Origin of the sequence: Kaistia terrae (assembly GCF_026344005.1) — a bacterium.
GTDB lineage: Bacteria > Pseudomonadota > Alphaproteobacteria > Rhizobiales > Kaistiaceae > Kaistia > Kaistia terrae.
The window spans coordinates 326,120-350,882 of the sequence record NZ_JAPKNH010000004.1; the positions used below are offsets into that span (position 1 = coordinate 326,120).

Consider the following 24,763-nt stretch of genomic DNA (forward strand, 5'->3'; position numbering starts at 1 on the left):
GCGATGGTGACACTTTTCGGCTTGGCGCTCGACGCCATGAACTACACGTCGGTCCTGCTGCTGGTCTGCATCGGACTGGTCGTCATTTTCGGCCTGATGCAGGTCATCAACCTCGCGCATGGGGAATTCTTCCTGCTCGGCGCCTATACCGTGCTGGTGGCGCAGGGCGTGGGTATTCCGTTCTGGCTGGCCGTCCCGATGGCGTTTGTCGCGGTCGCGATCGTCGGTCTGCTGTGTGACGCCGTGATCCTGCGGTTCATCTATGACAGGCCGGTCGACACCATCCTGGCCACATGGGGTCTATCGCTGGCGATCCGGCAGGCGATCGTCATCGTCTTCGGCGCGCAATCGCAGCAGGTCGCAGCCCCGCTGACCACGCCAGTCGAGTTGTTCGGCGTATCTTACTCGTCCTACCGGCTGGTCGTGATGCTGATCGCCGTCCTGGTCGCGCTGGCGGTGTTTCTCGTGCTGTACCGTACCTCCATTGGCCTTGCCGCCCGCGCGGCGATGGCAAATCGGCAGATGGCGCAATGCCTCGGCATCAACATGCGCCGGCTTGACCGCTCGACCTTCAGCGTCGGCGCGGGCCTCGCCGGCCTGTCCGGCGCGGTGATGGCGCCGTTGATGAGCGTCGATCCGCAGATGGGCATGGGCTTCGTCCTGCCTGCCTTCCTGTCGATCCTGGTCGGTGGCGTCGGCAGCCCGGTCGGCGCGATCTGGGGGTCCGTTGTCATCGGCGGCTCGACCACGCTGGTCTCCGCCTGGTGGACGCCGGTGATCGCGCAGATCGTCGTGTTCCTGCTGGCGATCGTAACCATCCGCTTCCTTCCTTCCGGTCTGTCGGGGCTTCGCAAAAGATGATGGCTCGCCTTCTACCTACCCTGGCTGTCTGGGCCGTTCTCGCCATGCTGCCGTTGCTGCTGGGTGAATGGGAATTGGCGATGTTCGGCCAATTGCTGATCTACGGCATTGTCGCGATCAGTCTGGCCTTCATCTGGGGGCAGGGCGGTCTGGTCAGCTTCGGCCAGGCCCTGTTCTTCGGCGCCGGCGCCTATGCCATGTCGCTCACCGCCAAGGGGATGCTGCCGGGAATTCCGGCCTCCCCATGGCTCGGCCTTTTGTTCGCCATCGCCGCCGGCGCCATCTTCGGCGCGTTGGTCGGCGGGGCGCTTTTCTTCGGCAAGGGGCTGCGCACCGCCTATTTCGGCATTATCACCATCGCGGCGGCAGTCATCGCGGAGCGTGTGACCACAAACTGGCGCTTTATCGGTGGCTTCAACGGCCTGCTCGACGTGCCGCCTTTGCCGCTTCCCGGTGGTCTCGACAGCGCCGATCCGCTGGCCGGCTATCTGCTGGTTCTGGGATTCGCGCTGCTGGCGTTCCTGTTCCTGCTGGCTGTCGAGCGCTCGCCCTATGGAACGGTGCTGCGCGGCATTCGCTGCGATGAACGCCGCATCATGAGCCTGGGCTTTTTTGTTCCGATCTGGAAGGTCGTGGCGCTGGCGCTTTCCGGTGGTGTCGCCGGGCTCGCCGGTGGCCTGTTCGCCACGCAGTTCAATTTCGTCTCGCCGGCCGTCATCGGACTGGCGCTCTCGACAGAAATCCTGATCTGGGCGGCGGTCGGCGGCAAGGGCGTGCTGATGGCTGCCTTCATCGGCGCGATCGTCGTGAAGTACATGGAAGGCTATCTGTCCGAGACCATCGGCAACTATTGGCTGCTGGTAACGGGGATCGCCTTCATCGTCGTGGTGGTCCTGTTCCCGCAGGGACTTCTCGGCCGGCTGTTCAAGCTGCCGACTCCATACCGTCTGCGCGGGGACTAAGTCCCGAAGGATAGATACTTCGATTAACGGGATCCGCCTGCGCGCCAGGCGGATCCCGTTGTTGTTTCAGCCCTTGTCGGGCGTCAGGCGGAGCAGCCGGCCCGGATCATCATCCTCGATCACCCAGAGCGCGCCGTCCGGCCCGACGGCGACATCGCGGATGCGGGCGCCCATGTCCCACCGATCCGCCTCGCTCGCACCGCCTGCCTCGTCGAAAGTAACCCGCACCAGCGCCGACGCGGCGAGACCGCCGATGAAGGCCGATCCGCGCCAATCCGGGAACAGCGAGCCTTCATAAAAGGCCAGTCCGGCCGGGGCGATGACGGGATTCCAATAGAGTACAGGAGCTGCGAATTCCGGGCGCGTCGCATGACGCGGGATCGATGTCCCGCTGTAATTGTCGCCGTTGGAGACGATGGGCCAGCCATAGTTCCGATCGGGCTCGATCCGGTTCAACTCGTCGCCGCCGCGCGGCCCCATCTCATGCAGCCAAAGCGTGCCGTCCGGGGCAAAAGCCAGGCCGTAGGGGTTGCGATGGCCCGTTGTCCAAGTCTGTCCGAGCACGCCGCCTTCACTGGCATGCGGATTGTCGGCCGGGGTCGATCCATCCAGATTGAGCCGCAACAATTTGCCGCGAGCCTGGTCAGGGTCCTGCGCGGTCTTCGGGCGCATCCGGTCTCCCACGGTGAGGAAGAGATGCTCGCCCTTGGGGTCGAAGGCGATGATGCCGCCGGGCTGGCCGCCGCCGCCGGCCGGCGTCTGTTGCCAGATGGTTTCGATTTCATCCAGTGCCGCCTTGTTCGGCGATGTCGCGAGCGTCGCGCGGATCAGGACCAGCCGGCCGCCTCCCTCGCTGGGTTGCACGAACGTCACATAGACCTTGCCGTCGCTCCGAAAGTTCGGCGAAACCGCGATATCGAGCAGGCCGTTCTGCCCGCTGGCCGCAACATCAGGTACGTTGGAAACTGCCGTCTTGCGACCGTTCCGCGTCACCAGGAAGATCTTTCCGGGCTTTTCGGTCACCAGCATATTGCCATCGGGCAGGAACGCGAGCGCCCAGGGCGTGTCAAAGCTGGCCACTTCCTTGGCGACGAATGGCTTCGTCGCGCTTGCCTCTCGGTCGCCGACGAGAACGCTCTCGCCATGCGCGCTGCCGAGAAGGGCAACCAAGATCGCTGCCGTCGCCATCAATCGTTTCATGCTCGTCCCTTCGAATGGGTGTCCGTCTGATCCTGCTTATCGTTAAGTGCTGGGCTCCGCATCCTGTTCCCAAACAAGTTGGCGATCCGTTTTCCCGCCACGACGTAGGCGCAGTTAGAGGGAGCTCGGCACGATCGCAAATTTCAGGTTCCCACTCACCAAACCAACGGTTTTCTACGGCCCATACCGAAGTATGATTTGGGCAACCCCACGTAGAATAGTTCCGAGGCGGGTTCCGTCCGATGCTGTGAGCGTCATCCAGCCGACAGGCGGCAGGTTCCTTCAGATGCAAAACGGAGAGAAACCATGAGCACATTTCAGGTGAAAGACGGCACCTCGATCGCCTACAAGGACTGGGGCAAGGGGCAGCCCATCCTGTTCTCGCATGGCTGGCCGCTGGCCGGCGACGCCTGGGCGCCGCAGATGCTGTTCTTCGGCTCGCAGGGCTATCGCGTCATAGCCCATGACCGTCGTGGCCACGGCCTCTCCGACCAGACCTGGGACGGCAACAACATGGACCAGTATGCCGACGACCTGGCCGAGCTGATCGAGGCGCTCGATCTGCGCGATGTCGTGCTGGTCGGCCATTCGACCGGCGGCGGCGAGATCGTCCATTATGTCGGCCGCCATGGCACCGGCCGGGTCGCCAAGATGGTGCTGGTCGGCGCCGTTCCGCCGCTGATGCTGAAGACCGAGGCCAATCCGGAAGGCACGCCGCTCGAAGTATTCGACGGCATCCGCAAGGGCACGGCCGGCGACCGCTCGCAGTTCTTCAAGGACCTGTCGATGCCGTTCTACGGCTTCAACAAGGAAGGCGCCAAGGTCAATGAGGGGCTACGCGAGAACTTCTGGCGGCTCGGCATGATGGGCGGCATCAAGGGCGAATATGACTGCGTCCACGAATTCTCCGAGGTCGACTACACCGAGGATCTGAAGAAGATCGACAAGCCGACGCTGGTCATTCATGGCGACGCTGACCAGATCGTTCCGATCGCGGCCGCCGGCCTGAAGACCGCCAAGATCGTCAAGGGGGCCGAACTCAAGGTCTATCCGGGCGCGCCGCATGGCCTCGCCGAAACGGAAACCGACAAGTTCAACGCCGACGTGCTGGCGTTCATTCGCGGCTGAGCCCGAGCGTGCGCGAGCATCGCAGCCCCCCGCGCGGTGCTCGCGCACCCTTCCGCCTCGCCCCGAACCCGCTCCAGGAGACGAACCACGTCGATGCAATGCCATCACGTTGACACTATCGGGCGGTCACCCCCGGCATTTAGCCCGAAAGTGCTCGGCGTGATGGATGGGCCGGATCGCACCACCTTATTTGCAGACCAGCCGCATGATCGTGTCGATGTTGAACGTCAAACGATCTTCTAGCGCCTGCGGCGTCATCAAATCCTTCTCGAATATGATCGAGCCGGTGAACCGGTTGTTCAGGTAGTAATAACCGATGGCGGCGATGGTGATGTTGAGTTGGACCGGGTCGATGCCGGCGCGAAACGCGCCTTCCTGGACGCCGCGCTCCAATAGCTGCTCGACCAAAGTCACCACCTTGCGGCTGACGACGTGGATCACCTGCGAGTTCTTCAGGTGCTTGGCCTTGTGCAGGTTCTCGCTGTTGACCAGGGTCAGGAATTCTGGATTGGCGAGATAGTAGTTCCAGGTGAAGCGTACCAGCGTATCAAGCGCCGCCTTGGCGTCGAGATGGTCGAGCTGCAACTTCTGTTCGGCCGTGCGGATGTCGGTATAGGCGTCCTCGAGAACCCGCTGGAACAACGACTCCTTGCTCTCAAAGTAATGATAGATCATCCGCTTGTTGGCTTTTGCGCGCTCGGCGATCAGGTCGACGCGGGCGCCGCCCAGTCCATTCTTGGCAAATTCCTTCTTGGCCGCGGCCAAGATCCTCTTTTGGGTCGCCTCAGCATCGCGGGCACGCGGTTTTTCCGGGGTGGAGGTGACCATTGCTTTCTCGATTTCCCTCTTCTTGACCATATCTCATAGCGTTTCGGCATCGGGCTGCAAAGTAACCGCAGCCACAGGTCGATCGGCTGCGACCCTGCCGGGATCACCGCTGGAGCGGCAACGAATGACGCTCCGTAGCACGTACGTCGCCAATTATGAACTAACTGGATAATTACATGCGCCGAGCCGGCGCGGCGGCTTTGCGTGCCCGGCAGCGTGATTGACAGGGGGCAATCATCCCAGTAACTAGTTAGTGCAATATGTCCGTCGTGGCGGCGATGCGTGGGTGGGTACGCACCGCACTTGGCCGCAGGGACTTGGCTTGTTTCGGGATGGTTTTGACAGGGAGGAACCAATGTCGTTCATCAAGGATTTTATCGAGAAGGAAACGCTCAACCGGCGGAATTTTCTGCTGGCCTCGGCGTTCGGAATAACGGGCGCCGCAGCGGCCTCGATCGTTGGCGCGGGCAGGGCGCATGCCGCTGGAGCCATCGAGGATCCGACGATCGCCTGGAGCTATCGCGACCGAACCAACCCCTACTGGAATTCGATTGTCTCTGGTGGTGAGTCCTTCGTCGAAAGCCTCGGCAAGCCGAAGAGCGCGCTGGTGCATCTGATCAACGAGGGCAGCAGCGAGAAGTCATTGGCCGACGTCAAGGCGTTGCTGGGCAAGACCGACGGCAAGCTGGCGCTCGCCATCGACGCCAACGACTCTCCGAATGCCCGCCCCGTGGTCGAAGCCGTGGTCGCCAAGGGCGCCTTTGTCTCGACCATCTGGAACAAGACCGACGACCTGCATCCCTGGGACTTTGGCGACAATTACGTTTCGCACATGAGCTGGTCGGATATCGGACCGGCAGAGCAGACGGCGACGATCCTGCTCAAGGCGATGGGCGGCAAGGGTGCCATTGTCGGTCTCGGCGGCATTGCCTCCAACAATCCGGCGATCGAGCGCCGCACCGGCCTCGACAACGCGCTGAAGAACTTTCCGGACGTAAAGCTGCTCGACTACCAGGCGGCCGACTGGGACACCCAGAAGGCGAACAGCATTATGTCGAGCTATCTCACCCGCTTCGGCGACGAGATCACCGGTGTGTTCTGCGCCAACGACACCATGGCTTACGGCGTCCTCGAGGCGTTGCGCGCCGAGGGACTGGCCGGCCAGATCCCCGTCGTCGCCTATGACGGCAACGCCCAGGCCGTCGATCTGATTCTCGCTGGCGAACTGCTTGCCACTGTGTCGACGAACCCGCATTGGGGCGGTGGTATCACCGCGGCTCTGGCCTATTACGCCGCGACCGGCGCGTTCAAGCCGTCCGACGAACCGCATGAACATCGCGAGTTCAACGGCCCGACCGTGCTGATCACCAAGGCCGACGCCGAGGAATTCAAGAAGAAGTACATCGACGCGACGCCGACCTATGACTGGAAAGACTTCTGGGGTCCTTCCGCCGGTCCGATCACCTACTAGGCCTCTCTCCAGCGCAATCCCATCGAGCGAGGCGTCCGGGACCGGGCGCCTCGCAGTCGAAGGTCGTGCGCGAAATTGGCCTCGCATCGTCCCGGAGCTCGCTTTCAAGGAGCCAATATGTCGAACCTCGCGTCCCGTGGTGATCTTCAACGCTGGGCACCGCTTCTGGTGCTGGTGGCGCTGATCGTCTTCTTCACCCTGGTCAATCCAAATTTCCTCTCCTTGAAGAACTTCGCCCGCATCAGCATTTCCGCGACGCCGCCACTGATGGTCGCGATCGGCGCCACCTTCATCATCATCATGGGGTCGATCGACCTGTCGATGGAGGGTTCGGTCGCCGTCTGCGCGGTGATCTTCGCCACGTTGTTCACGGCGTTGGGCGGCACGCTCGGCGGCTGGGGCTGGGTCGCCCTGCCAGCCTGTTTGATCGTCGGCGCGATCTGCGGCCTCGTCACCGGCACGGTGCATGTGGGCCTACGCATTCCCTCCTTCATGGCAAGTCTCAGCATGGGCTTTGTCGGCATCGGTCTGTCGCTGATGATGACCGGCGGCGACCGCATCCGCGTCGAGGATCCGCTGTTTCGCTCGCTGCTGACCCAGCGCTTCCTCGGCTTCCCGCTGATGGTGCATGTCGCCTTCGCCGTGCTGCTCGCGGCATGGTTCATCCAGCGCAAGACGACGTTGGGCCGCAATTTCTACGCGGTCGGTGGCGGCGAGGAGCTGGCGCATGCCTCCGGCCTCAATGTGCGGCGAGTCCGCATCGCCGGCTTTGCGCTCGCCGGTGTCTTTTATGCCTTTGGCGCGCTGTTCGCCGTGGCGCAGCTCGGCATCGCCGAGACCGCGACCGGCTACAATTTCATGTTCGTCTCGATCACCTCGATCGTCGTCGGCGGCACCGCGCTCTGGGGCGGCAGCGGCGGTGTCTGGAACACGCTGGTCGGCGTGCTGATCGTCAACGTCATCAACAACGGCATGATCGTCATGGGCCTTCCCCGCTACGTGCAGGACGGCGTCCTCGGCCTTCTGGTCATCATCGCGGTCGTGCTCTCGACCGACCGCAAATCCCTCGCTTTCGTGAAGTGATCGCCCATGTTCGAGCTTAGGAAAGTCGAGAAGAACTTCCCCAATGTCCGGGCGCTGAAGGCGATCGATTTCGAAATCCGGCGCGGCGAGATTGTCGGGCTGGTCGGCGAGAACGGTGCCGGAAAGTCGACGCTGATGAAGGTGATCTACGGCGCCTATCAGCATGATGGCGGCGAGGTGCTGATCGACGGCAAGGCTGTGCGCTTTGAAAACCCGCGCCAGGCGATGCAGAAGGGCATCGGCATGGTGTTCCAGGAACAGTCGCTGATCCCCAATCTCAGCGTGATGGAGAACATCTTCCTCGGCTTCGAGCAGCAATTCGTGAAGCTCGGCGTCGTCAACTGGAAGAAGATGGCCGCTGCCGCCCGCTATCAACTGGCCAAGGTCAAGCTCGACATCGACCCGAAGACGATCACGTCGAAGCTCTCCTTCGCACAGCGCCAGCTGGTCGAACTCGCCAAGGTGCTGACGCTGGAAGAGCGTGTCGACGGCGAACTGGTCATCCTGCTCGACGAGCCGACATCGGTGCTGGCGAAGGAGGAGGTCGAACTCCTGTTCAAGCTGGTGCGCGAACTGCGCTCGCGCGCCGCCTTCATATTCGTCTCGCACCGGCTCGACGAGGTGCTGGAGTTGGCCGACCGCATCTATGTCATGAAGGATGGCGAGGTCGTCGACCACGTTTCGTCCGCCGAGGCGAGCGCGGAAAACATCCAGCACAAGATGGTCGGTCGCGACATCAGCAAGGAATACTACCGCGAAGAGAAACAGCTCGCCTACGACGCCGACCGGGTGTTGGTCGAGCTCGAGAAGGCGACGTTGCCCGGCCACTATCAGGACATCTCTTTCCAGCTGCATGCCGGCGAGGTGCTGGCGCTGGTCGGCACCGAGGGCTCGGGCCGCGAGGCGATCCTGCGCACCATTTTCGGGCTCCAGAAGCTGGTGCTCGGCACGGTAACCATCAAGGGTTGCAAGGTTGAGAGCTTCTCGGCCGAGGCGGGGGTCGCCAGCGGCGTCGGCTACATCCCGCGCGAGCGCAAGATCGAGGGCATCGTCGGCGGTATGAATGTCTACGAGAACATCACGCTCTCGCAGATGAGCCATTACAGCCGTTTCGGCTTCCTGCGCATCGGCGACGAGAAGGCGACCGCCCGGGACTGGATCTCGAAGCTATCGATCAAGGCGTCGTCGGAACTGGCCGATTGCGGCAATCTTTCCGGCGGCAACCAGCAGAAGGTCGTGCTCGCCAAATGGCGCAGCGGCGGCTCCGACATCATTCTGCTCGATCATCCGACCCGTGGCCTCGATATCGGCGCCAAGGAGGACGTCTACGAGATGGTGCGGGCGATGAACGCCGATGGCGTCGGCATCATCCTGATCGCCGATACGCTGGAGGAGGCGATCGGCCTGTCGCACACCATCCTGGTGATCAAGGACGGTGCGATCCAGAAGCGGTTCGAAGGCAGTCCCGGCGCAAAGCCGTCCCTGTTCGATCTCGTTCACTACATGATCTAGGGGGCGCGCCAATCATGAACCTTCACAGTCTCAAGAAGCATTTCCCCTGGATGACGCTGGTCGCGTTGACGCTGTTTGTCGGCATTCTCGACCCAAATTTTCTGCGGCTGGACAATCTGATCGCTCTGGCCGGCGATATCTCGACGCTGTTCATCATGGCGCTTGGCATCACCTTCGTCATCTATATCGGCAGCATCGATCTCTCGGCGCAGTCTGTCGCCAACATGATCACCGTTCTGGCGACCCTGTTTCTGGCACAGCTCGGCTGGTTCGCCGCCCCCGTCTGCATCGCCATCGGCGCGCTGTTCGGGCTTGTCTCGGGCTATGTCTCGAACCGGCTCAAGGTGCCGTCCTTCATCGCGACGCTGGCGGTCGGCGGCATCGCGCTTTCGGTCGGGCAATATGCTTCCGGCCAGAAGGCGCTCTACATGGATGCCGGGCTGCGCAACGAGGCATTCGGCTGGATCATCGGTACCACGGCCGGCTTGCCGCGCGAGATGATCATCGCTTTTGTGCTGCTGGTCGTTGCCCTGATCATCGAGCGGCGCACCGTGCTCGGCCGCGCGCTGCAAGCGATCGGCGCCGGTGAGCCGGCGGCGATTGCCTCCGGCCTTCGGGTCAACCGCTACAAGATGATCGCCTTTGCAATATCCGGGGCGTTCGCCGCGATGGCGGGGCTGATCTTCGCGGTCAAGCTTTCCGGCGGCTCGCCGGTCATGGCCAACGGCTTCCTGCTGCCGGCGATCGTTGCCGTGCTGGTTGGCGGCACGCCGTTGACGGGCGGCGTCGGTGGCGTTCTCAACACCTTCATCGGTGCGCTGATCGTCGCTGTCATCCGCACCAGCATGCTCTATCTGAATGTTCCGCCGACGGCCCAGCAGATATTCTTTGGCCTGGTCCTGGTCGGTGCCATCGCCCTCACGATCGACCGCAGCAAAGTGAGGACCGTCAAATGAGCGGATCGTCCAAACACATGCGCGCGGCGGTTCTGGTGGAGCCCGGACGGTTCGAAATTCGCCAGGTGCCGGTCCCGACACTCGGCCGTGACGACGTCCTGATCCGGGTTGAGCGTTGCGGCATCTGCGGCACCGACATGCACATGTTCAACGGCCACTACGCGGCCGACAACCTGCCGATCATCCCGGGGCATGAATTCTCCGGCACGGTGGCGGCTATCGGCGACGATGTGACGGGCTTTGCGACCGGCGACCGCGTCGTTGCCGATATCAATATCGGCTGCGGACATTGCTTTTACTGCCGCCGCAACGAGGTGCTGAACTGCGCCGAAGTCCGGCAGGTCGGCATCTCGCGCGACGGTGCTTTCGCCGAATTCGTGGCGATGCCGTCGAGGCTGGTGATCGCTGCCCCGGCCGACGCGCCGTTCGATCTGCTGGCGCTGGTCGAGCCGATCGCCTGCGTCGTGCGCGCGGCGCGCAAGGCCGATGTCCGCTTTGGCCAGTCGGTCGTCATTCTCGGCGCCGGGCCGATCGGCAATCTGCATGTGCAGATGATGCGCCTCGTCGGCGCCGCGCCAATTATTGTCTCCGAGCCCTCGGCCATGCGTGGCGCCATGGCGCTGGAGGCGGGAGCCGATATCGTCGTTTCCGACCCGGCGCAGCTGCGCGAAACCGTGCTGGCGCATACCGGCGGCCGTGGCGCGGATGTCGTCATTGAGAGCGTTGGCTTGCCTTCGCTCTATTCGCTCGCCTTTGAGCTGATCCGCCCCGGCGGCCATGTCGCCGCCTTCGGTATTGCCGGGCCTCAGGACACCGTACCGCTGCCGCTGCTGAAGACGGTTTTGCGTGAGAATTCGGTCAAGGGATCGGTTGCCGGCATGGGCGAGGACATGCACGACGCGCTGACACTGCTGGCGCATGGACGCTTCAAGACGGACGCGTTCCGTGCCCGCAGCTTTGCGCTCGCCGATATCCAGCAAGCGTTCGAGACGCTGCCACGCCATCCCGAAGCGCTCAAGGTGCAGATCGCGATGGCCTGACGGCACGGTTTGAATGGACGGACGGTTACTTACATCCTGAACCGTCGAGCGGTGCGGGAATGGCTAGGAGAATAGTGATGGACGTGAACTCTGCAGTCTGGACGATACCGGCGAGCCCGCGCGAATTTGGCTTCTTCGTTGGTGGCCGTTGGGTGGAGGCGGGCGACCGCGCCATGGCCGAACGCAGGAGCCCGGCGCATGACGTGGCTGTCACCCGCACGGTCCGTTGCACCAAGGCCGATATCGACCAGGCCGTCCATGTTGCGCGCGAAGCCTTCGAGGATCGCCGCTGGTCCGGTCTTCCGGGCGGCCAACGCGCCGCCGTGCTGCTGAAGGCCGCCGCCGGTATTCGCGCCCGCGTCGAGGAACTGGCGCTGCTCGAGACGCTCGAAAGCGGCAAGCCGATTGCCCAGGCGCGTGGCGAAATCGAGGGTGGTGCCAGTATTTTCGAGTATGCCGCCGGTGCGGCGCGGGCGCTGCATGGCGACGCCTTCAACAATCTCGGCGACAACATGCTGGGGCTCGTGACGCGCGAGCCGATCGGCGTCGTCGGCCTGATCACGCCGTGGAATTTCCCGTTCTTCATCCTCTCCGAGCGGGTGCCGTTCATCCTCGCCGCTGGCTGCACGATCGTCTCGAAGCCGAGTGAAGTCACCTCGGCGACGACGCTACTGCTGGCTGAAATCCTGTCCGATGCCGGCCTGCCGGATGGCGTGTTCAACGTCGTCACCGGCAGCGGCAGCGTGATCGGCCAGGCGTTGGCGGAGCATCCCGATGTCGACATGATCTCGTTCACCGGCTCGACGGCGGTCGGCCGCAGCGTGCTGCTCGCCTCGGCCGGCAATTTCAAGAAGGTCGGCCTGGAACTCGGCGGCAAGAACCCGCAGGTCGTTTTCGCCGACGCCAATCTGGACGAGGCCGCCGACGGCGTCGTCTTCGGCATTTGCTTCAATGCCGGCCAGTGCTGCGTCGGCGGCAGCCGTCTCGTCGTCGAGAAGTCGGTCGCGGCCGAATTCGAGGCGCTGGTCGCGGCCAAGATGGCGCGGGTGCGCATCGGCGATCCACTCGACCCGAATACGCAGATGGGCGCGATCGTGACGACCGCGCAGAACGCCACCATCCTTGGCTATATCGAGGCCGGCAAGCGCGAAGGCGCACGGCTGGTTTGCGGCGGCGAGGCCTATCCGAGCGATGCCGGCCAGTTCGTCCGGCCCACCGTCTTCGCCGATGTCACGCGCGAGATGAGCATCGCTTCGGAGGAAATCTTCGGACCGGTCCTCACCGTTTCGACCTTCGAGACGTTCGACGAGGCGATGGCTATCGCCAACGACACGATCTACGGCCTCGCGGCCAGCATCTGGACCAGCAATCTCGACAAGGCGACCGAAGCCTTCCGCCGCATCCGCGCTGGCCGCGTCTGGGTCAACACGACGATCAACAACGGCCCGGAATTGCCGCTTGGTGGGTTCAAGCAGTCCGGCACCGGCCGCGAGGCCGGCATTTACGGTGTCGAGGAATATACCGAGGTCAAGGCGACGCATATCGCGCTCGGCCGTCGCGAGCCCTGGGTGTCGTAATGGCGGCGAAGGGCTACGATTACGTCATCGTTGGTGGCGGCTCGGCCGGCTGCGTCATGGCCAGCCGCCTCAGCGAGAATCCGGACGTTCGCGTCCTGCTGCTCGAGGCAGGCGGCCGCGATACCAACCCCTACATTCACATGCCAGTCGGCTTCGCCAAGATGACGACGGGGCCGCTGACCTGGGGTCTTGTCACCGCGCCGCAGAAACATGCCGGCAATCGCGAGATCCCCTATGCGCAGGCGCGGGTTCTAGGCGGCGGCAGTTCGATCAATGCCGAGATTTTTACCCGCGGCGTGCCTGATGATTATGATCGCTGGGCCCGTGACGAGGGTTGCGAGGGCTGGTCGTTCGAGGACGTACAGCCTTATTTCCTGCGCTCGGAAGGCAACGAGATCCTCGCCTCCGGCTATCACGGCACCGAGGGACCGCTGGGTGTCTCCAACATCCGCGACCCGCAACCGGTGACGCGTGCCTTCGTCCAGGCCTGCCAGCAATATGGCATGCCGTACAATCCGGACTTCAACGGGCCCACGCAGGAAGGGGCGGGCGTCTATCAGACGACCATCCGCAACGCCCGTCGCTGCTCGGTCGCTGTCGGCTATCTGCGCCCGGTGATGGGGCGTCCGAACCTAACCGTCGAGACCGGCTGTCTGACGACGAAGATCCTGTTTACCGGCAACCGCGCCATCGGCGTCGAATACCGGCAGGACGGGACGCTGAAAAGCGTCCGGGCGGATCAGGAGGTCGTGGTCACGGCCGGCGCCGTCGGCTCGCCGAAGATCATGCTGCTTTCCGGCGTCGGCCCCGCCGACCAGCTCAAGGCGCTCGGCATCGATGTGGTGCAGGATCTCCCCGGTGTCGGCGAGAATTTGAGCGACCATTTCGGCATCGACATCGTTTATGAGCTGAAGACCGCCGACAGCCTCGACAAGTACAACAAGCTGCACTGGATGCTATGGGCGGGGCTGCAATACACGCTGTTCAAGTCCGGCCCGGTGACGTCCAACGTCGTCGAAGGCGGCGCTTTCTGGCGTCAGGATCGGTCACTGGCCAATCCCGACCTGCAGTTCCATTTCCTCGCCGGCGCCGGCATGGAAGCCGGCGTGCCGGCGATCCAGTCCGGCTCGGGATGCACGCTCAATTCCTACACGCTGCGCCCGAAGAGCCGCGGCACAGTCAAGCTGCGCAGCGACCGGCCGGAGGACAAGCCGATCGTCGATCCGAACTTCATCGCCGAGCCGGACGATCTCCGCATCTCGGCTGAAGGCGTGAAGATCAGCCGCGAGATCATGAACCAGCCGGCCTTCGCCAAATATGTCCGGCAGGAGCATTTCCCTGGCAAGGACGTGCGCACCCAGGCGGATTTCGAGAACTACGCCCGCCAGTACGGCCGCACTTCGTACCACCCGACCGGCACCTGCAAGATGGGCGTCGACGAGATGGCGGTGGTCGATCCGCAATTGCGGGTGCGTGGGCTCGAGGGCATCCGCATCTGCGATTCCTCGATCATGCCGAGTTTGATCGGTTCGAACACCAACGCGCCGACGATCATGATTTCTGAAAAGGGATCCGATCTGATCCGGGGCAATCACTAAGCCGGCATCGTATTTCTCCCGACCCTCCCGACTGCGGCGCTCCAAGGAGCGCCGCTTTTCTTTGGAGAACGGTTCAGTCCCATTCGGGAGCGGTCGGCACCTTTGCCTTGTCGACGCAGCGATAGCCGGTCGCGCGCATCGCATCGATGCGGTCCATGTCGATGCTGGAGAGCGTGAAATCCATCACGTCGAAATTGGCGCGGATGTTGTCCGGCTTGGTCGACATGGTGTTGATCGGCACGCCCTTCTGCAAAATCCAGCGCAGCACGGTCTGGGCCGCCGTCTTGCCGTAGGGGGCGCCGATATCTGCGAAGAGCGGATATTTGAACACTTCGCCGCGCGCCACCGAGCAGTAAGAGGAGAGGGGGATGCCGGTCTCCGTCGCCGCCTTCAGCAAGATCGACTGGTCGAGCAGCGGGTGAAACTCGACCTGGTTGGTGATGATCGGCTCATCGAGCAGAGCGGCCGCGTCGCGCATCATCTTCGCGGTATAATTGGAGATCCCGATATGGTCGGCGAGCCCCTGGCGCTTCGCCTTTTGCAGCAGGCGGAGTGACGTGGCATTGTCACCATCATAGGCTGGCCAGTGCAGCAGCAGCGCGTCGACGCGGTCGAGGCCGAGCTTCTTCAGGCTCGATTCTACCGAGGCAAGGAAGAGCGCATCGGTGAAATTGTCGGGGTGGACCTTCGTGGTGACGCAAACCTCTTCGCGCGGAAGGCCCAGCGCGGCAATCGCAGCGCCGACTTCCGCCTCGTTATTGTACATCTGCGCCGTATCGAAGGCGCGATAGCCGACCTTGGCCGCATCGGCGACAGCGTTGGTCAGCGTGTCTCCTGTCAACGGAAATGTGCCGAACGAGCGCTGGTAGGCTTTCTGGAAATACAGATTCATTGGTCGTCTCCCCTCAATTTATAACTAATTAGTTACTTACTATATCCGAAGTCGGAAGGCGTTCAAGCCTCGTGGAAATTCAGCCTCTATCCCGCTTTTATGGGATCAAGTCCGGGTTCGTCCGGCCGATGCGAAAGCGGACAGGACATTTTGCCTCTTGCGGCGCGCCTTTGGAATTTTTAAGGTAATAACCAACTGGTTACTTAATTGAATGTACGGAGGAATGATGTCCAAGTTGCGAGCCGCATCCGAAGTGGCGGCCCTGATCCGGGACGGGGCCATCGTCGCTGTGAATTCGTCGAGCGGTCTCGCCTGTCCCGATGCGGTGCTGGCGGCGATCGGCGAACGCTATCGCAACGAAGGCGCGCCGCGCGGGCTGACGACGATCCACCCGATCGCCGCCGGCGACATGTTCGGCACCAAGGGCGTCGATCATCTGGCGCAGCCGGGCCTGATCTCGACCATAATCGGCGGATCCTATCCCTCCGGCCCGTCCTCGGCCGAGCCGCCGCTGATCTGGCAAATGCTCGGCCGCAACGAGATCGCCGCCTACAACGTCCCGAGCGGCGTGCTGTTCGACATCCTTCGCGAAGGCGCCTCGAAGCGGCCAGGCGTTCTAACCAAGGTCGGCCTCGATACCTTCGTCGACCCGGACAATCAGGGCTGCGCGATGAACGAGCGCGCCCGCGCCAAGCCGGTCGTCAGCAAAGTTCAGTTCGCCGGCGAGGAATGGCTGTATTTCCCGTCGATGCAGCCGGATGTCGCGATCATCCGCGCCAGTACGGCCGACGAGCGCGGCAACCTGACCTTCGAGCATGAAGGCGCTTATCTCGGTGCGATGGAACTGGCGCTCGCCGGTCACAATAGCGGCGGCATTGTCATCGCGCAGGTGAAGCGCGTTGCCCAGGCGGGTACACTGCGCCCGCACGATGTCCGCGTGCCGGGCATCCTCGTCGATTACATCGTCGAGGTGCCGGACCAGTTACAGACGACGGCGACCGAATATGACCCTGCTATTTCGGGCGAATTGTTCCGCCCGCTCGACACGTTCAGCCTGCCGGCCTTCGACGTCGCCAAGGTGATCGCCCGGCGCGTCGCGCAGGAATTGCAGCCCGGTTGGGCCGTTAATATCGGCTTCGGTATCTCCGCCAACGTGCCGCGCATCTTCCTGGAGGAAGGACGGCATGGCGACATTACCTGGGTGATCGAGCAGGGCGCGGTCGGCGGTATTCCTCTGCTTGATTTCAAGTTCGGCTGCTCGTCCAACGCCGAGGCCTTCGTCGCCTCGCCGCACCAGTTCGCCTATTTCCAGGGCGGGGGCTTCGATGCGTCGCTGCTGTCCTTCCTGCAGATAGACCGGCATGGCTCGGTCAATGTCTCGCAGCTTTCGGCCAGGCCGCATGTGACGGCGGGCGCCGGCGGCTTTGTCGACATCACCTCTCGGGCGCGAAAGATCGTCTTTTCCGGCTACTTCAACGCCGGGGCCAAATTCTCCATCCACGACGGCAAGCTGGCGATCGACAAGGAGGGCAAGGTGGCGAAGATCGTCGACGCGGTCGAGCACATCTCCTTCTCCGGCCAGCGCGCCGTGGCGCAGGGGCAGGACGTCACCTATGTCACCGAGCGCTGCGTCATGACGCTGACGCCGGAAGGGCTGATGGTGACGGAAGTGGCGCCGGGCATCGACCTCCGCAGGGACGTGTTGGAGCGCGCCGAGACGCCGCTCAAGATTGCGCCGAATCTCAAGCTGATGGATGTCGCGCTCTTCCATCCGGAGAAGGTCGGGTTGCATCCGGTCCGGGACGCCGCATGACCGGCGCGGCGGAACCTCCGGTGCGGTTCGCGCAGGATGGCGCCGTCGCCATCCTGACGCTGGCGAGGCCCGAAAGGCTGAACGCGCTCGACGAGGGGGTGATCGAAGAACTCGGCGTGCTCTGCCGGCGCATCGATCGCGACGAGACCATCCGCGTCGTCATCCTTACAGGGGAGGGGGGCAAGGCCTTTTCCGCGGGCGGCGATATCGGCGGCTGGAGCGAGAAATCGGCGCTCGAGTTCGGCCGGTTCTGGCTGCGCGAGGGTCACGTTGTGTTCGATGCGCTGGCGCGGTTGCGCCAGCCGGTCATCGCCGTGCTCAACGGCCATGCCCTTGGCGGCGGGCTGGAACTCGCAGCTTTGGCGGATCTGCGCATTGCCGAAAGCCATGCGAAGCTCGGCCTGCCGGAGACCGGGCTCGGTATCATTCCCGGCTGGTCCGGCACGCAGCGCGCGGTGCGCCGTTTTGGTGCCTCGGTCATTCGCCGGATGGCGCTGTTCGGCGAGGTCTTTCCCGCTGAAGCGGCCAGGCAGATGGGTCTGGTCGACATTGTGGTGCCGACCGGCGAAGGCATGGCGGAAGCGCGGCGTTTGGCGGGACAGGTGTGCGAGCGCGCGCCGATCGCGACCGAACTGACCAAAATGCTGATTAATGCCGCCGAGGGCGAGGAGCGCGAGCGGGTGCTCGAAGCGCTGGCCGGTATGTTCGCCGCCTCGACCGAGGATCTCGCCGAGGGTGTCGCCGCCTTCCGCGCCAAGCGCAGGCCGGACTTTTCTGGACGCTGACACTCGGTCTTAGTTCAGGTCAAAGACCCGCGCCGGAAAACGGCGCGGGTCTTTCTTTTGCGTCAGGCCGGTGTCGGCGCGTCTTCGCGCAGCAGGCCCTGCTTCTTCAGTTCCGCCCAGAACGCGGCCGGAATCTCGTGGCTGAACCAGTCTAGGTTCTTCTGCAATTGCTCGACCGTGCGGGTGCCGGCGATGAAGGACGGTATCGCCGGATGAGCGGTGACGAACTGCATCGCGGCCGCCGGCAGCGGCACGTTGTACTCGTGGCAGACCAACTCGATTTTTCGAACGCGGTCGAGGATTTCGGCCGGGGCGGCGGCATAGTTGTAGCGGGCGCCCTCGATCGCCCCGGTCGCGAGAATCCCCGAATTGAAGCCGCCGCCGATGACGACCGCCGCATTCCGCTCGACGCAGAGCGGCAGGAATTTGTCGAGCGATTCCTGCTCCAGCAGCGTGTAGCGGCCGGCGAGCAGGAAGCAGTCGAAATCGCGCTGCTGCAAGGCCTCGTAGCAGACCTCCCACTCATTGACGCCGATGCCGATCGCCTTGACGACGCCCTCGTCGCGCAGCCGGGAAAGCGCCTTCCATGCGCCGTCCATCGCCATGCGGAAAACCTCGGGCTGCTCGGCGCCGCGGGTAAACACATCGATGTCGTGGATGAAGCAGATGTCGATGCGTTCGAGCGACAGGCGCTGCAGCGAGTCTTCGAACGAGCGCATCGTGCCGTCATAGGAATAGTCGAACACCAACTCGTTGGCGGCGGCGTTGCTCCAGGGCGAAAAATCGATTTCGGAGCGCTTCTTCGGCTTCAAGAGCCGCCCGACCTTCGTCGAAAGCACGAAATCGTCGCGTTCCTTCCAGCGCAGCGAGTGGCCACAGCGCAATTCAGACAGGCCGTGGCCGTACATCGGCGCGGTGTCGTAGTAGCGGACGCCGGCATCCCAGGCGGTCTGGATCATACCGTCGGACGTCGCTTCGTCGATGGGTCGCGCAAAATTGCCGATCGGCGCCGTGCCGAAGGCGAACGGCGTCACTTCCAGATCGCTTCGGCCGAACTTGACCCGCTTGGATGGCTGCATGGACTTCCTCCCTCAAGAAAAGTAACTATTTAGTTATTTAATTCATCGGGCAATGGCAAGGCCCCGGCCGGCACTTCTCGTCGTCTTTGCGACTGTCCGGACGCTCTCGCCCGGCGGCGTCGGACAATCCGGTACGCCGGGCCGCTTGACCGGATGCAGGACCGATGATAGCCAGTAACTAGATAGTTACATTAGAGGCCAGTTCAGATGTATGTGACGGAGACGCACGAGCAGGTTCGCGACATGGCTCGCCAGTTCGCTGATGAGGTCATCCGGCCGGTCGCCGTCGATCTCGATCGCGACGAGCGCTTTCCTGGCGAGATTTTTGAGCAGATGGGCGATCTCGGCCTGTTTGGCATCGGTGTTCCCGAAGCGCTAGGCGGGCCAGGCTTCGACACGCTGGCCTACGCGCTCGTCATGGAAGAGCTTTCGCGAGGCTATGCCTCGGTCGCCGACCAGTGCGGCCTCGTCGAGTTGATCTCGACGCTTCTGGTGCGCCACGGCACGGCCGAGCAGCAGGCGCAGTGGCTGAAGCCGGTGATGTCGGCCAAAACCAAGGTCGCCTATTGCCTGACCGAGGCCGAGGCCGGCAGTGATCTTTCCGGCCTGCGCACCACGGCAGATCGTGATGGCGCCGGCTGGAAGCTCAATGGCGGCAAGATCTGGATCCACAACGCGCCGGTCGCCGATATCGGCTTCGTGCTGGCGCGCACCGACAAGAATGCCGGCCATCGCGGCATGAGCATCTTCATCGTCGATTTGAACGCCAAGGGCGTCGAGCGTGGCCCGAAGGAACACAAGATGGGCCAGCGAGCGAGCCAGGTCGGCGCGCTCAATTTCAGCGATGTGATGCTGCCGCCCGAAGCGCTGCTCGGCGAGGAGGGGCGCGGCTTCCACATGATGATGAGCGTGCTCGACAAAGGGCGCGTCGGCATCGGTTCGCTCGCCGTCGGCATCGGCCAGGCCGGGCTTGAGGCGGCGCTCGACTATGCCCAGCAGCGCAAGCAGTTCAACGCCAAGATCGCGGATTTCCAGGGCGTGCAATGGCTGCTGGCCGACATGGCCAAGGATATCGAGGCGGCGCGGCTTCTGGTCCAGAGCGCGGCGGTGAAGATCGATCGCGGCGAGAACGCCACCAAGGCCTGCTCGATGGCGAAGTGCTTTGCTGGCGACATGGCGGTGGCGCGTACCGCCGACGCCGTGCAGATCTTCGGCGGCAGCGGGTACATTCGCGGCTTCGAGGTCGAGCGGCTCTACCGCGACGCGAAGATCACGCAGATCTATGAGGGCACCAACCAGATCCAGCGCATGATCATTGCGCGCGAACTGGTCAAGCATGGAGCGCGCGGATGACCGGGGCACGACAGGCTGCGCTTGTCACCGGCGCGAGCCGTGGCATCGGCCTCGGCATCGCCAAGGCGCTCGCCGCGAGCGGGTTCGATATCGCCCTGAACGGGCTGACGGACAGCGAGGAACTAGGGAAGGCCGCGGACCTTATCGCGAAAGCCGGCGTTCGCGTCGTCAGGCTGCCGGGCGATGTCAGTGACCTTGCCGGTCACGCGGCGCTGCTGGATCGGGCCGAAACCGCCCTCGGGCCGCTCAGCACGCTGGTCAACAATGCCGGTGTCGGCGTGATCTCGCGGGGCGACCTTCTGGAGGTCACCGAGGAAAGCTATGACCGCTGCATGGCGATCAACGCCAAGGCGCATTTCTTCCTGACGCAGGCGTTTGCACGCCGGCTGCTGTCGCGCAACCGCGACGATGGCCGCTTCTACAGCATCGTCAACGTCACGTCGTCGAATGCGACGGCTGTCGCCGTCCAGCGCGGCGAATATTGCGCCTCCAAGGCCGCCGCCGCGATGATTTCAAAGGTCTTCGCCGTGCGCCTCGGCGCCGAGAACATCGCGGTCTACGACGTTCAGCCCGGCCTGATCGAGACCGACATGACGCGCGCCGTGACCGAGACCTATCAGCGTCGCATCCTGGAGGAAGGGTTGACGCTTTTGCCGCGCATGGGCCAGCCGGAGGATCTCGGTCGGGTCGTCGCAACGCTGGCGGAGGGCTCGCTGCCCTACACCACCGGCCAGGTCATTTCCGCCGATGCCGGCATGCTCGTTTCCCGCTTCTGAGGATCTTCGATGGACATCCAGCTTCCCGATCCAAACGGTCGTCTCACGGGCTACACGCTCGTCGGCAAGCCGATCGAGACCGCGTCCTTCTCGCGCGATTTCAACCGCACGGTATTTTCGGCAGCCCACGTCGTCGCCGATCCCTTTACGGCGCGAGATCCCTCTGGTCCGGCCTCGATTGACTGGGACGCGACGATGGCGTTTCGCCGTCATCTCGCCGATCTCGGGCTTGGCATTGCCGAGGCCATGGACACGGCGCAGCGCGGCATGGGGCTCGACTGGGGCGGCGCGCTCGAACTGATCCAGCGCACCAAGCGGGAAATCCCCGACGCGTTGGTTTTCAACGGCGCCGGCACCGATCATCTCGACCCGAAGGATGCGCGGAACTTGGACGATGTCCGCCGCGCCTATGCCGAGCAGATCGAGGCGATCCAGAAGGTCGATGGCCGCATCATACTGATGGCAAGCCGCGCCCTGGCCAAGGTCGCCAAGGGTCCGCAGGACTATCTCGATATCTATCGCGACACACTGGCGCTCTGCGACAAGCCGGTGATCCTGCACTGGCTCGGAGACATGTTCGATCCGGCACTCGCGGGCTATTGGGGCGCGGATTCGTTCGAGGCCGCGATGGAAACCGCGCTCGCCGTGATCGCGGAAAGCCCGGCCAAGGTGGACGGCATCAAGATCTCGCTGCTCGACAAGCAGAAGGAGATCGACATGCGTCGCCGCCTGCCAGCAGGCGTCAAGATGTATACCGGCGATGATTTCAACTATCCGGAACTGATCGAGGGCGACGCGCAAGGCTATTCGCACGCACTGCTCGGCATCTTCGATCCGCTCGGACCGGCCGCCGCCTATGCGATGTCGCGGCTGAGCGCCGGCGACACGGCCGGATTTCGCGAAGTCCTCGATCCGACGGTGCCGTTGGCTCGGCTGATTTTTCGCGCACCGACGCAATACTACAAGACCGGCGTCGTCTTCCTTGCCTGGCTGAATGGCTTTCAGAAGCATTTCGTCATGTTGAACGGCGCACAGGCAATGCGGCCCTTGCCCTATTTCACCGAGATATTCCGGCTTGCCGATCAATGCGGGCTGCTGCGCGACCCAAACCTTGCCGTAGCGCGGATGCGCTCGTTGCTTACTGTTTACGGCGTCTGAGGGCAGGATCGTGCGCGACTTCTCGCAGGACCACTCGGCATTGGCGCTGAACACGGCAACCCTTGGCCATAATGTCGAGGGGCAAGGCGCGGGCTGGTCGCCGGAGCGGACGATCGATGCCTGCGCCGAGCGCGGGTATGGCGGCATCGTATTCTGGCGGCGCGAGATCGGTTCGCGCGCCGTTGAAATCGGCGAGCGGGCGCGGGCGGCCGGACTGGCCGTTCCGGGGTTGTGCCGGACGCCCTTCCTCGTCGGCCCTCTGGCGCCAAAGCCGGAAACGGCGATGTTCGATGATCTCCATGCCTCGATCGACATGGCGGCCGATCTCGGTGCGGCGTCCTTGACCATCTGCGTCGGCGGCGTTGTCGAGGGCACGCATTCGATTAGCGAAAGCCTCAAGCGCGTCACCGAAATCGTCGCCAAAGCCGCGCCGCGCGCCGACATGGCGGGGGTGAAATTGGCGCTGGAGCCATTGCATCCGGTCTATGGCGGTAATCGGTCTTGTCTGGTGACGGTGCGCGATGCCGTCGACATGGTTGAAGCAATCGACCATCCGGCGATCGCGGTCGCCATCGACGTCTATCACGTCTGGTGGGACCTCTCGCTGGCGGCCGAGCTTCGACGGCTAGGCGGCGAACGGATCGCCGGCTTCCACCTTTGCGACTGGCTCGCCGATACCAGCGACGTCCTGCTCGATCGCGGCATGATGGGCGACGGTGTCGCCGATCTGAAGGGGCTGCGCCGCGCCGTCGAGGATGCCGGCTATGCCGGGCTTTGCGAGGTGGAGGTGTTCTCCGCCGGCAATTGGTGGAAACGCGACCCGGCCGAGGTGCTGGATGTTTGCGTGGAACGGTTCCGGACGCTCTGCTGAGCGGAGGACGAGGCGCGGGCCTTTTCGGCCCAGATCCCGAGAGGCGGTTGGCCGAAGCGGCTGCTGTCGATGAAGAGGTAACCCGATGAAAATCCTGGTCCCCGTCAAGCGGGTGGTCGACTTCAACGTCAAGATTCGCGTCAAGCCGGACGGCTCGGGCGTCGACCTTCAAAATGTGAAGATGTCGATGAACCCTTTCGACGAGATCGCCGTCGAGGAAGCCTTGCGGCTGAAGGAGGCCGGCAAGGCGGAGGAGGTCGTTGTCGTCTCGATCGGTCCGGCCAAGGCCGAGGAGACTCTGCGCACCGCGCTCGCCATGGGCGCCGATCGCGCCATTCTCGTCGAGACCGACGACGCTGTCGAACCACTCGCCATCGCCAAGATCTTGAAGGGAATCGTCGAGGCAGAAAGTCCGGGCCTCGTCATCCTCGGCAAGCAGGCGATCGACGACGATTCCAATCAGACCGGCCAAATGCTCGCCGCTCTCCTCGGCTGGGGGCAGGGCACCTTCGCCTCGAAGGTTGAACTGGCCGATGGCCAAGTCGCTGTGACACGCGAGATTGACGGCGGATTGCAGACCGTCTCGGTCCGCCTGCCGGCCGTCATCACCACGGATCTGCGCCTCAACGAACCGCGCTACGCCTCGCTGCCCAATATCATGAAGGCAAAGAAGAAGCCGCTCGAGAAGACGACGCCGGCGGATTTCGGGGTCGCCATCGCGGCGCGTCTGCGGATCCTCAAGACCGAAGAACCAGTCCGCCGCATCGCCGGCGTCAAGGTCGGCTCGGTCGCCGAACTCGTCGATAAGCTCAAGACAGAAGCCGGCGTTCTCTAGGTCTGGCGCGAAGGGATAAACTCATGGCCATTCTTCTTCTCGCAGATCACGACCATGCCGGTCTATCCGGCCAGACCGCCAAGACGCTGACGGCAGCGCTGCAGATCGGCGGTGATGTGCATATTCTGGTTGCCGGCCCGAACGCGCGTCCCGCTGCCGAGGCTGCGGCAAGGCTGGCCGGTGTCGCCAAGGTGCTCCTGACGGACAGCGGCACTTTCGAGCACGTGCTTGCCGAGCCCTTGGCCGACCTGATCGTCTCGCTGGCGCCCGGTTATGACACCATCCTTGCAGCCGCCACCTCGACGGGCAAGAACGTGATGCCGCGCGTCGCCGCGTTGCTCGATGTCGCGCAGGTCTCCGACATCATCGAGGTGCTCGCGCCCGACATTTTCAAGCGCCCGATCTATGCCGGAAATGCCATCCAGACGGTGCAGACGACGGACGCCATTCGGGTGATCACGGTGCGTACGGCCGCCTTTGCCGCCACAGCCGGGGGCGCCGCGGTGCCGATCGAGCCGGTCGCCGCCGTAGCCGAGCGCGGCCTCGCAAGCTTTGTCGACGAGACAGCGTCGATTTCGGACCGGCCGGAGCTAGCCTCTGCCCGGGTGATCATTTCCGGCGGGCGCGCGCTTGGCTCGCTGGAGAAGTTCAACGAGGTGATCCTGCCCGTCGCCGACAAGCTCGGGGCTGCCGTCGGCGCGTCGCGCGCGGCTGTCGATGCCGGCTACGCGCCGAACGACTGGCAAGTCGGCCAGACCGGCAAGATCGTCGCGCCGCAGCTCTATATCGCCGTCGGTATTTCCGGCGCGATCCAGCATCTCGCCGGTATGAAGGATTCCAAGGTCATCGTCGCCATCAACAAGGATGTGGACGCGCCAATCTTTCAGATCGCCGATTATGGCCTGGTTGCCGACCTCTTCGAGGCACTTCCGGAACTGGAAAAAGCGCTTTGACGGCGTTCCTATCTGGCGGGTCCACCGAAGAG

The 24,763-nt window shown here is 63.6% G+C and carries 22 protein-coding genes; 18 read left to right on the forward strand and 4 right to left on the reverse strand.

The window, feature by feature from the left end:
• Nucleotides 1–3: 3 nt before the first annotated feature.
• Nucleotides 4–861 (forward strand): branched-chain amino acid ABC transporter permease, encoded by an 858-nt coding sequence (locus OSH12_RS14005; RefSeq protein ID WP_266344184.1) that lies wholly within the window; start codon nt 4–6, stop codon nt 859–861.
• Nucleotides 858–1,823 carry a branched-chain amino acid ABC transporter permease gene (locus OSH12_RS14010; RefSeq protein ID WP_266344185.1) on the forward strand — a complete coding sequence of 322 codons (966 nt, stop codon included), beginning with the start codon at nt 858–860 and terminating at the stop codon, nt 1,821–1,823. Before OSH12_RS14005 ends, OSH12_RS14010 begins: the two co-directional genes overlap by 4 nt.
• Before the next feature lie 66 nt (nt 1,824–1,889).
• Here OSH12_RS14010 and OSH12_RS14015 read toward each other — a convergent pair whose 3' ends face one another.
• Nucleotides 1,890–3,023 carry a PQQ-dependent sugar dehydrogenase gene (locus OSH12_RS14015; RefSeq protein ID WP_266344186.1) on the reverse strand — a complete coding sequence of 378 codons (1,134 nt, stop codon included), beginning with the start codon at nt 3,021–3,023 and terminating at the stop codon, nt 1,890–1,892.
• Between the two features lie 306 nt (nt 3,024–3,329).
• Here OSH12_RS14015 and OSH12_RS14020 point away from each other — a divergent pair, with 306 nt between their 5' ends.
• Nucleotides 3,330–4,151 (forward strand): alpha/beta fold hydrolase, encoded by an 822-nt coding sequence (locus tag OSH12_RS14020; protein WP_266344187.1) that lies wholly within the window; start codon nt 3,330–3,332, stop codon nt 4,149–4,151.
• Between the two features lie 186 nt (nt 4,152–4,337).
• Here the strand turns inward: OSH12_RS14020 and OSH12_RS14025 are convergent, their stop codons facing one another.
• Nucleotides 4,338–4,979, reverse strand: a complete 642-nt coding sequence (locus tag OSH12_RS14025) for a TetR/AcrR family transcriptional regulator (protein WP_266344188.1) — start codon at nt 4,977–4,979, stop codon at nt 4,338–4,340.
• Nucleotides 4,980–5,334: 355 nt separating this feature from the next.
• Here OSH12_RS14025 and OSH12_RS14030 point away from each other — a divergent pair, with 355 nt between their 5' ends.
• The 7 genes from OSH12_RS14030 to OSH12_RS14060 all read left to right on the forward strand — a co-directional run bounded on the left by OSH12_RS14030 (nt 5,335) and on the right by OSH12_RS14060 (nt 14,216).
• Entirely contained in the window at nt 5,335–6,450 is a 1,116-nt protein-coding gene (locus tag OSH12_RS14030; RefSeq protein ID WP_266344189.1) for a sugar ABC transporter substrate-binding protein, read from the forward strand.
• A gap of 117 nt (nt 6,451–6,567) precedes the next feature.
• The gene (locus OSH12_RS14035) at nt 6,568–7,533 is read left to right on the forward strand and encodes an ABC transporter permease (RefSeq protein ID WP_266344190.1); all 966 of its coding nucleotides are present in this window, start codon (nt 6,568–6,570) and stop codon (nt 7,531–7,533) included.
• A gap of 6 nt (nt 7,534–7,539) precedes the next feature.
• Complete coding sequence (locus OSH12_RS14040; protein WP_266344191.1) at nt 7,540–9,045, forward strand: sugar ABC transporter ATP-binding protein; 1,506 nt, start codon at nt 7,540–7,542, stop codon at nt 9,043–9,045.
• Between the two features lie 14 nt (nt 9,046–9,059).
• Nucleotides 9,060–10,001, forward strand: coding sequence for an ABC transporter permease (locus OSH12_RS14045; protein ID WP_266344192.1), 942 nt, complete (start codon nt 9,060–9,062; stop codon nt 9,999–10,001).
• On the forward strand, nt 9,998–11,041 hold the full coding sequence (locus OSH12_RS14050; RefSeq protein WP_266344193.1) for a zinc-dependent alcohol dehydrogenase: 1,044 nt from the start codon (nt 9,998–10,000) through the stop codon (nt 11,039–11,041). The genes OSH12_RS14045 and OSH12_RS14050 overlap by 4 nt, the downstream gene beginning before the upstream one ends.
• A 77-nt stretch (nt 11,042–11,118) precedes the next feature.
• Nucleotides 11,119–12,618 carry an aldehyde dehydrogenase family protein gene (locus tag OSH12_RS14055; RefSeq protein WP_266344194.1) on the forward strand — a complete coding sequence of 500 codons (1,500 nt, stop codon included), beginning with the start codon at nt 11,119–11,121 and terminating at the stop codon, nt 12,616–12,618.
• Nucleotides 12,618–14,216 carry a GMC family oxidoreductase gene (locus tag OSH12_RS14060; RefSeq protein WP_266344195.1) on the forward strand — a complete coding sequence of 533 codons (1,599 nt, stop codon included), beginning with the start codon at nt 12,618–12,620 and terminating at the stop codon, nt 14,214–14,216. The genes OSH12_RS14055 and OSH12_RS14060 overlap by 1 nt, the downstream gene beginning before the upstream one ends.
• 73 nt (nt 14,217–14,289) lie before the next feature.
• Here OSH12_RS14060 and OSH12_RS14065 read toward each other — a convergent pair whose 3' ends face one another.
• Nucleotides 14,290–15,108: an aldo/keto reductase gene (locus OSH12_RS14065; protein ID WP_266344196.1), complete on the reverse strand. Its 819-nt coding sequence runs from the start codon at nt 15,106–15,108 to the stop codon at nt 14,290–14,292.
• A 226-nt stretch (nt 15,109–15,334) separates the two neighbouring features.
• Here OSH12_RS14065 and OSH12_RS14070 point away from each other — a divergent pair, with 226 nt between their 5' ends.
• Both OSH12_RS14070 and OSH12_RS14075 read left to right on the forward strand, forming a co-directional pair.
• Nucleotides 15,335–16,921 carry an acyl CoA:acetate/3-ketoacid CoA transferase gene (locus OSH12_RS14070; RefSeq protein ID WP_266344407.1) on the forward strand — a complete coding sequence of 529 codons (1,587 nt, stop codon included), beginning with the start codon at nt 15,335–15,337 and terminating at the stop codon, nt 16,919–16,921.
• Nucleotides 16,918–17,706: an enoyl-CoA hydratase/isomerase family protein gene (locus OSH12_RS14075; RefSeq protein WP_266344197.1), complete on the forward strand. Its 789-nt coding sequence runs from the start codon at nt 16,918–16,920 to the stop codon at nt 17,704–17,706. The genes OSH12_RS14070 and OSH12_RS14075 overlap by 4 nt, the downstream gene beginning before the upstream one ends.
• Nucleotides 17,707–17,768: 62 nt before the next feature.
• Here the strand turns inward: OSH12_RS14075 and OSH12_RS14080 are convergent, their stop codons facing one another.
• Entirely contained in the window at nt 17,769–18,785 is a 1,017-nt protein-coding gene (locus OSH12_RS14080; RefSeq protein ID WP_266344198.1) for an aldo/keto reductase, read from the reverse strand.
• Nucleotides 18,786–18,992: 207 nt separating this feature from the next.
• Here OSH12_RS14080 and OSH12_RS14085 point away from each other — a divergent pair, with 207 nt between their 5' ends.
• From OSH12_RS14085 to OSH12_RS14110, 6 genes are all read left to right on the forward strand, one after another.
• Nucleotides 18,993–20,138 (forward strand): acyl-CoA dehydrogenase family protein, encoded by a 1,146-nt coding sequence (locus tag OSH12_RS14085; protein WP_266344199.1) that lies wholly within the window; start codon nt 18,993–18,995, stop codon nt 20,136–20,138.
• Nucleotides 20,135–20,914, forward strand: a complete 780-nt coding sequence (locus OSH12_RS14090) for a 3-ketoacyl-ACP reductase (protein WP_266344200.1) — start codon at nt 20,135–20,137, stop codon at nt 20,912–20,914. The genes OSH12_RS14085 and OSH12_RS14090 overlap by 4 nt, the downstream gene beginning before the upstream one ends.
• 9 nt (nt 20,915–20,923) lie before the next feature.
• Complete coding sequence (locus OSH12_RS14095) at nt 20,924–22,072, forward strand: dihydrodipicolinate synthase family protein (RefSeq protein ID WP_266344201.1); 1,149 nt, start codon at nt 20,924–20,926, stop codon at nt 22,070–22,072.
• Nucleotides 22,073–22,082: 10 nt separating this feature from the next.
• Nucleotides 22,083–22,943: a sugar phosphate isomerase/epimerase family protein gene (locus tag OSH12_RS14100; RefSeq protein WP_266344202.1), complete on the forward strand. Its 861-nt coding sequence runs from the start codon at nt 22,083–22,085 to the stop codon at nt 22,941–22,943.
• An 85-nt stretch (nt 22,944–23,028) separates the two neighbouring features.
• Complete coding sequence (locus OSH12_RS14105) at nt 23,029–23,778, forward strand: electron transfer flavoprotein subunit beta/FixA family protein (RefSeq protein WP_266344203.1); 750 nt, start codon at nt 23,029–23,031, stop codon at nt 23,776–23,778.
• A gap of 23 nt (nt 23,779–23,801) precedes the next feature.
• Nucleotides 23,802–24,731 (forward strand): electron transfer flavoprotein subunit alpha/FixB family protein, encoded by a 930-nt coding sequence (locus OSH12_RS14110; protein ID WP_266344204.1) that lies wholly within the window; start codon nt 23,802–23,804, stop codon nt 24,729–24,731.
• Nucleotides 24,732–24,763: the final 32 nt, after the last annotated feature.

Coding starts and splice junctions, on each gene's coding strand:
- OSH12_RS14025 (WP_266344188.1), bottom strand. CDS start 4,979: ATGGTCACCTCCACCCCGGAAAAACCGCGTGCCCGCGATGCTGAGGCG.
- OSH12_RS14085 (WP_266344199.1), top strand. CDS start 18,993: ATGTATGTGACGGAGACGCACGAGCAGGTTCGCGACATGGCTCGCCAG.
- OSH12_RS14010 (WP_266344185.1), top strand. CDS start 858: ATGATGGCTCGCCTTCTACCTACCCTGGCTGTCTGGGCCGTTCTCGCC.
- OSH12_RS14015 (WP_266344186.1), bottom strand. CDS start 3,023: ATGAAACGATTGATGGCGACGGCAGCGATCTTGGTTGCCCTTCTCGGC.
- OSH12_RS14020 (WP_266344187.1), top strand. CDS start 3,330: ATGAGCACATTTCAGGTGAAAGACGGCACCTCGATCGCCTACAAGGAC.
- OSH12_RS14040 (WP_266344191.1), top strand. CDS start 7,540: ATGTTCGAGCTTAGGAAAGTCGAGAAGAACTTCCCCAATGTCCGGGCG.
- OSH12_RS14070 (WP_266344407.1), top strand. CDS start 15,335: ATGTCCAAGTTGCGAGCCGCATCCGAAGTGGCGGCCCTGATCCGGGAC.
- OSH12_RS14035 (WP_266344190.1), top strand. CDS start 6,568: ATGTCGAACCTCGCGTCCCGTGGTGATCTTCAACGCTGGGCACCGCTT.
- OSH12_RS14030 (WP_266344189.1), top strand. CDS start 5,335: ATGTCGTTCATCAAGGATTTTATCGAGAAGGAAACGCTCAACCGGCGG.
- OSH12_RS14005 (WP_266344184.1), top strand. CDS start 4: ATGGTGACACTTTTCGGCTTGGCGCTCGACGCCATGAACTACACGTCG.
- OSH12_RS14060 (WP_266344195.1), top strand. CDS start 12,618: ATGGCGGCGAAGGGCTACGATTACGTCATCGTTGGTGGCGGCTCGGCC.
- OSH12_RS14055 (WP_266344194.1), top strand. CDS start 11,119: ATGGACGTGAACTCTGCAGTCTGGACGATACCGGCGAGCCCGCGCGAA.
- OSH12_RS14090 (WP_266344200.1), top strand. CDS start 20,135: ATGACCGGGGCACGACAGGCTGCGCTTGTCACCGGCGCGAGCCGTGGC.
- OSH12_RS14095 (WP_266344201.1), top strand. CDS start 20,924: ATGGACATCCAGCTTCCCGATCCAAACGGTCGTCTCACGGGCTACACG.
- OSH12_RS14075 (WP_266344197.1), top strand. CDS start 16,918: ATGACCGGCGCGGCGGAACCTCCGGTGCGGTTCGCGCAGGATGGCGCC.
- OSH12_RS14065 (WP_266344196.1), bottom strand. CDS start 15,108: ATGAATCTGTATTTCCAGAAAGCCTACCAGCGCTCGTTCGGCACATTT.
- OSH12_RS14045 (WP_266344192.1), top strand. CDS start 9,060: ATGAACCTTCACAGTCTCAAGAAGCATTTCCCCTGGATGACGCTGGTC.
- OSH12_RS14110 (WP_266344204.1), top strand. CDS start 23,802: ATGGCCATTCTTCTTCTCGCAGATCACGACCATGCCGGTCTATCCGGC.
- OSH12_RS14080 (WP_266344198.1), bottom strand. CDS start 18,785: ATGCAGCCATCCAAGCGGGTCAAGTTCGGCCGAAGCGATCTGGAAGTG.
- OSH12_RS14105 (WP_266344203.1), top strand. CDS start 23,029: ATGAAAATCCTGGTCCCCGTCAAGCGGGTGGTCGACTTCAACGTCAAG.
- OSH12_RS14050 (WP_266344193.1), top strand. CDS start 9,998: ATGAGCGGATCGTCCAAACACATGCGCGCGGCGGTTCTGGTGGAGCCC.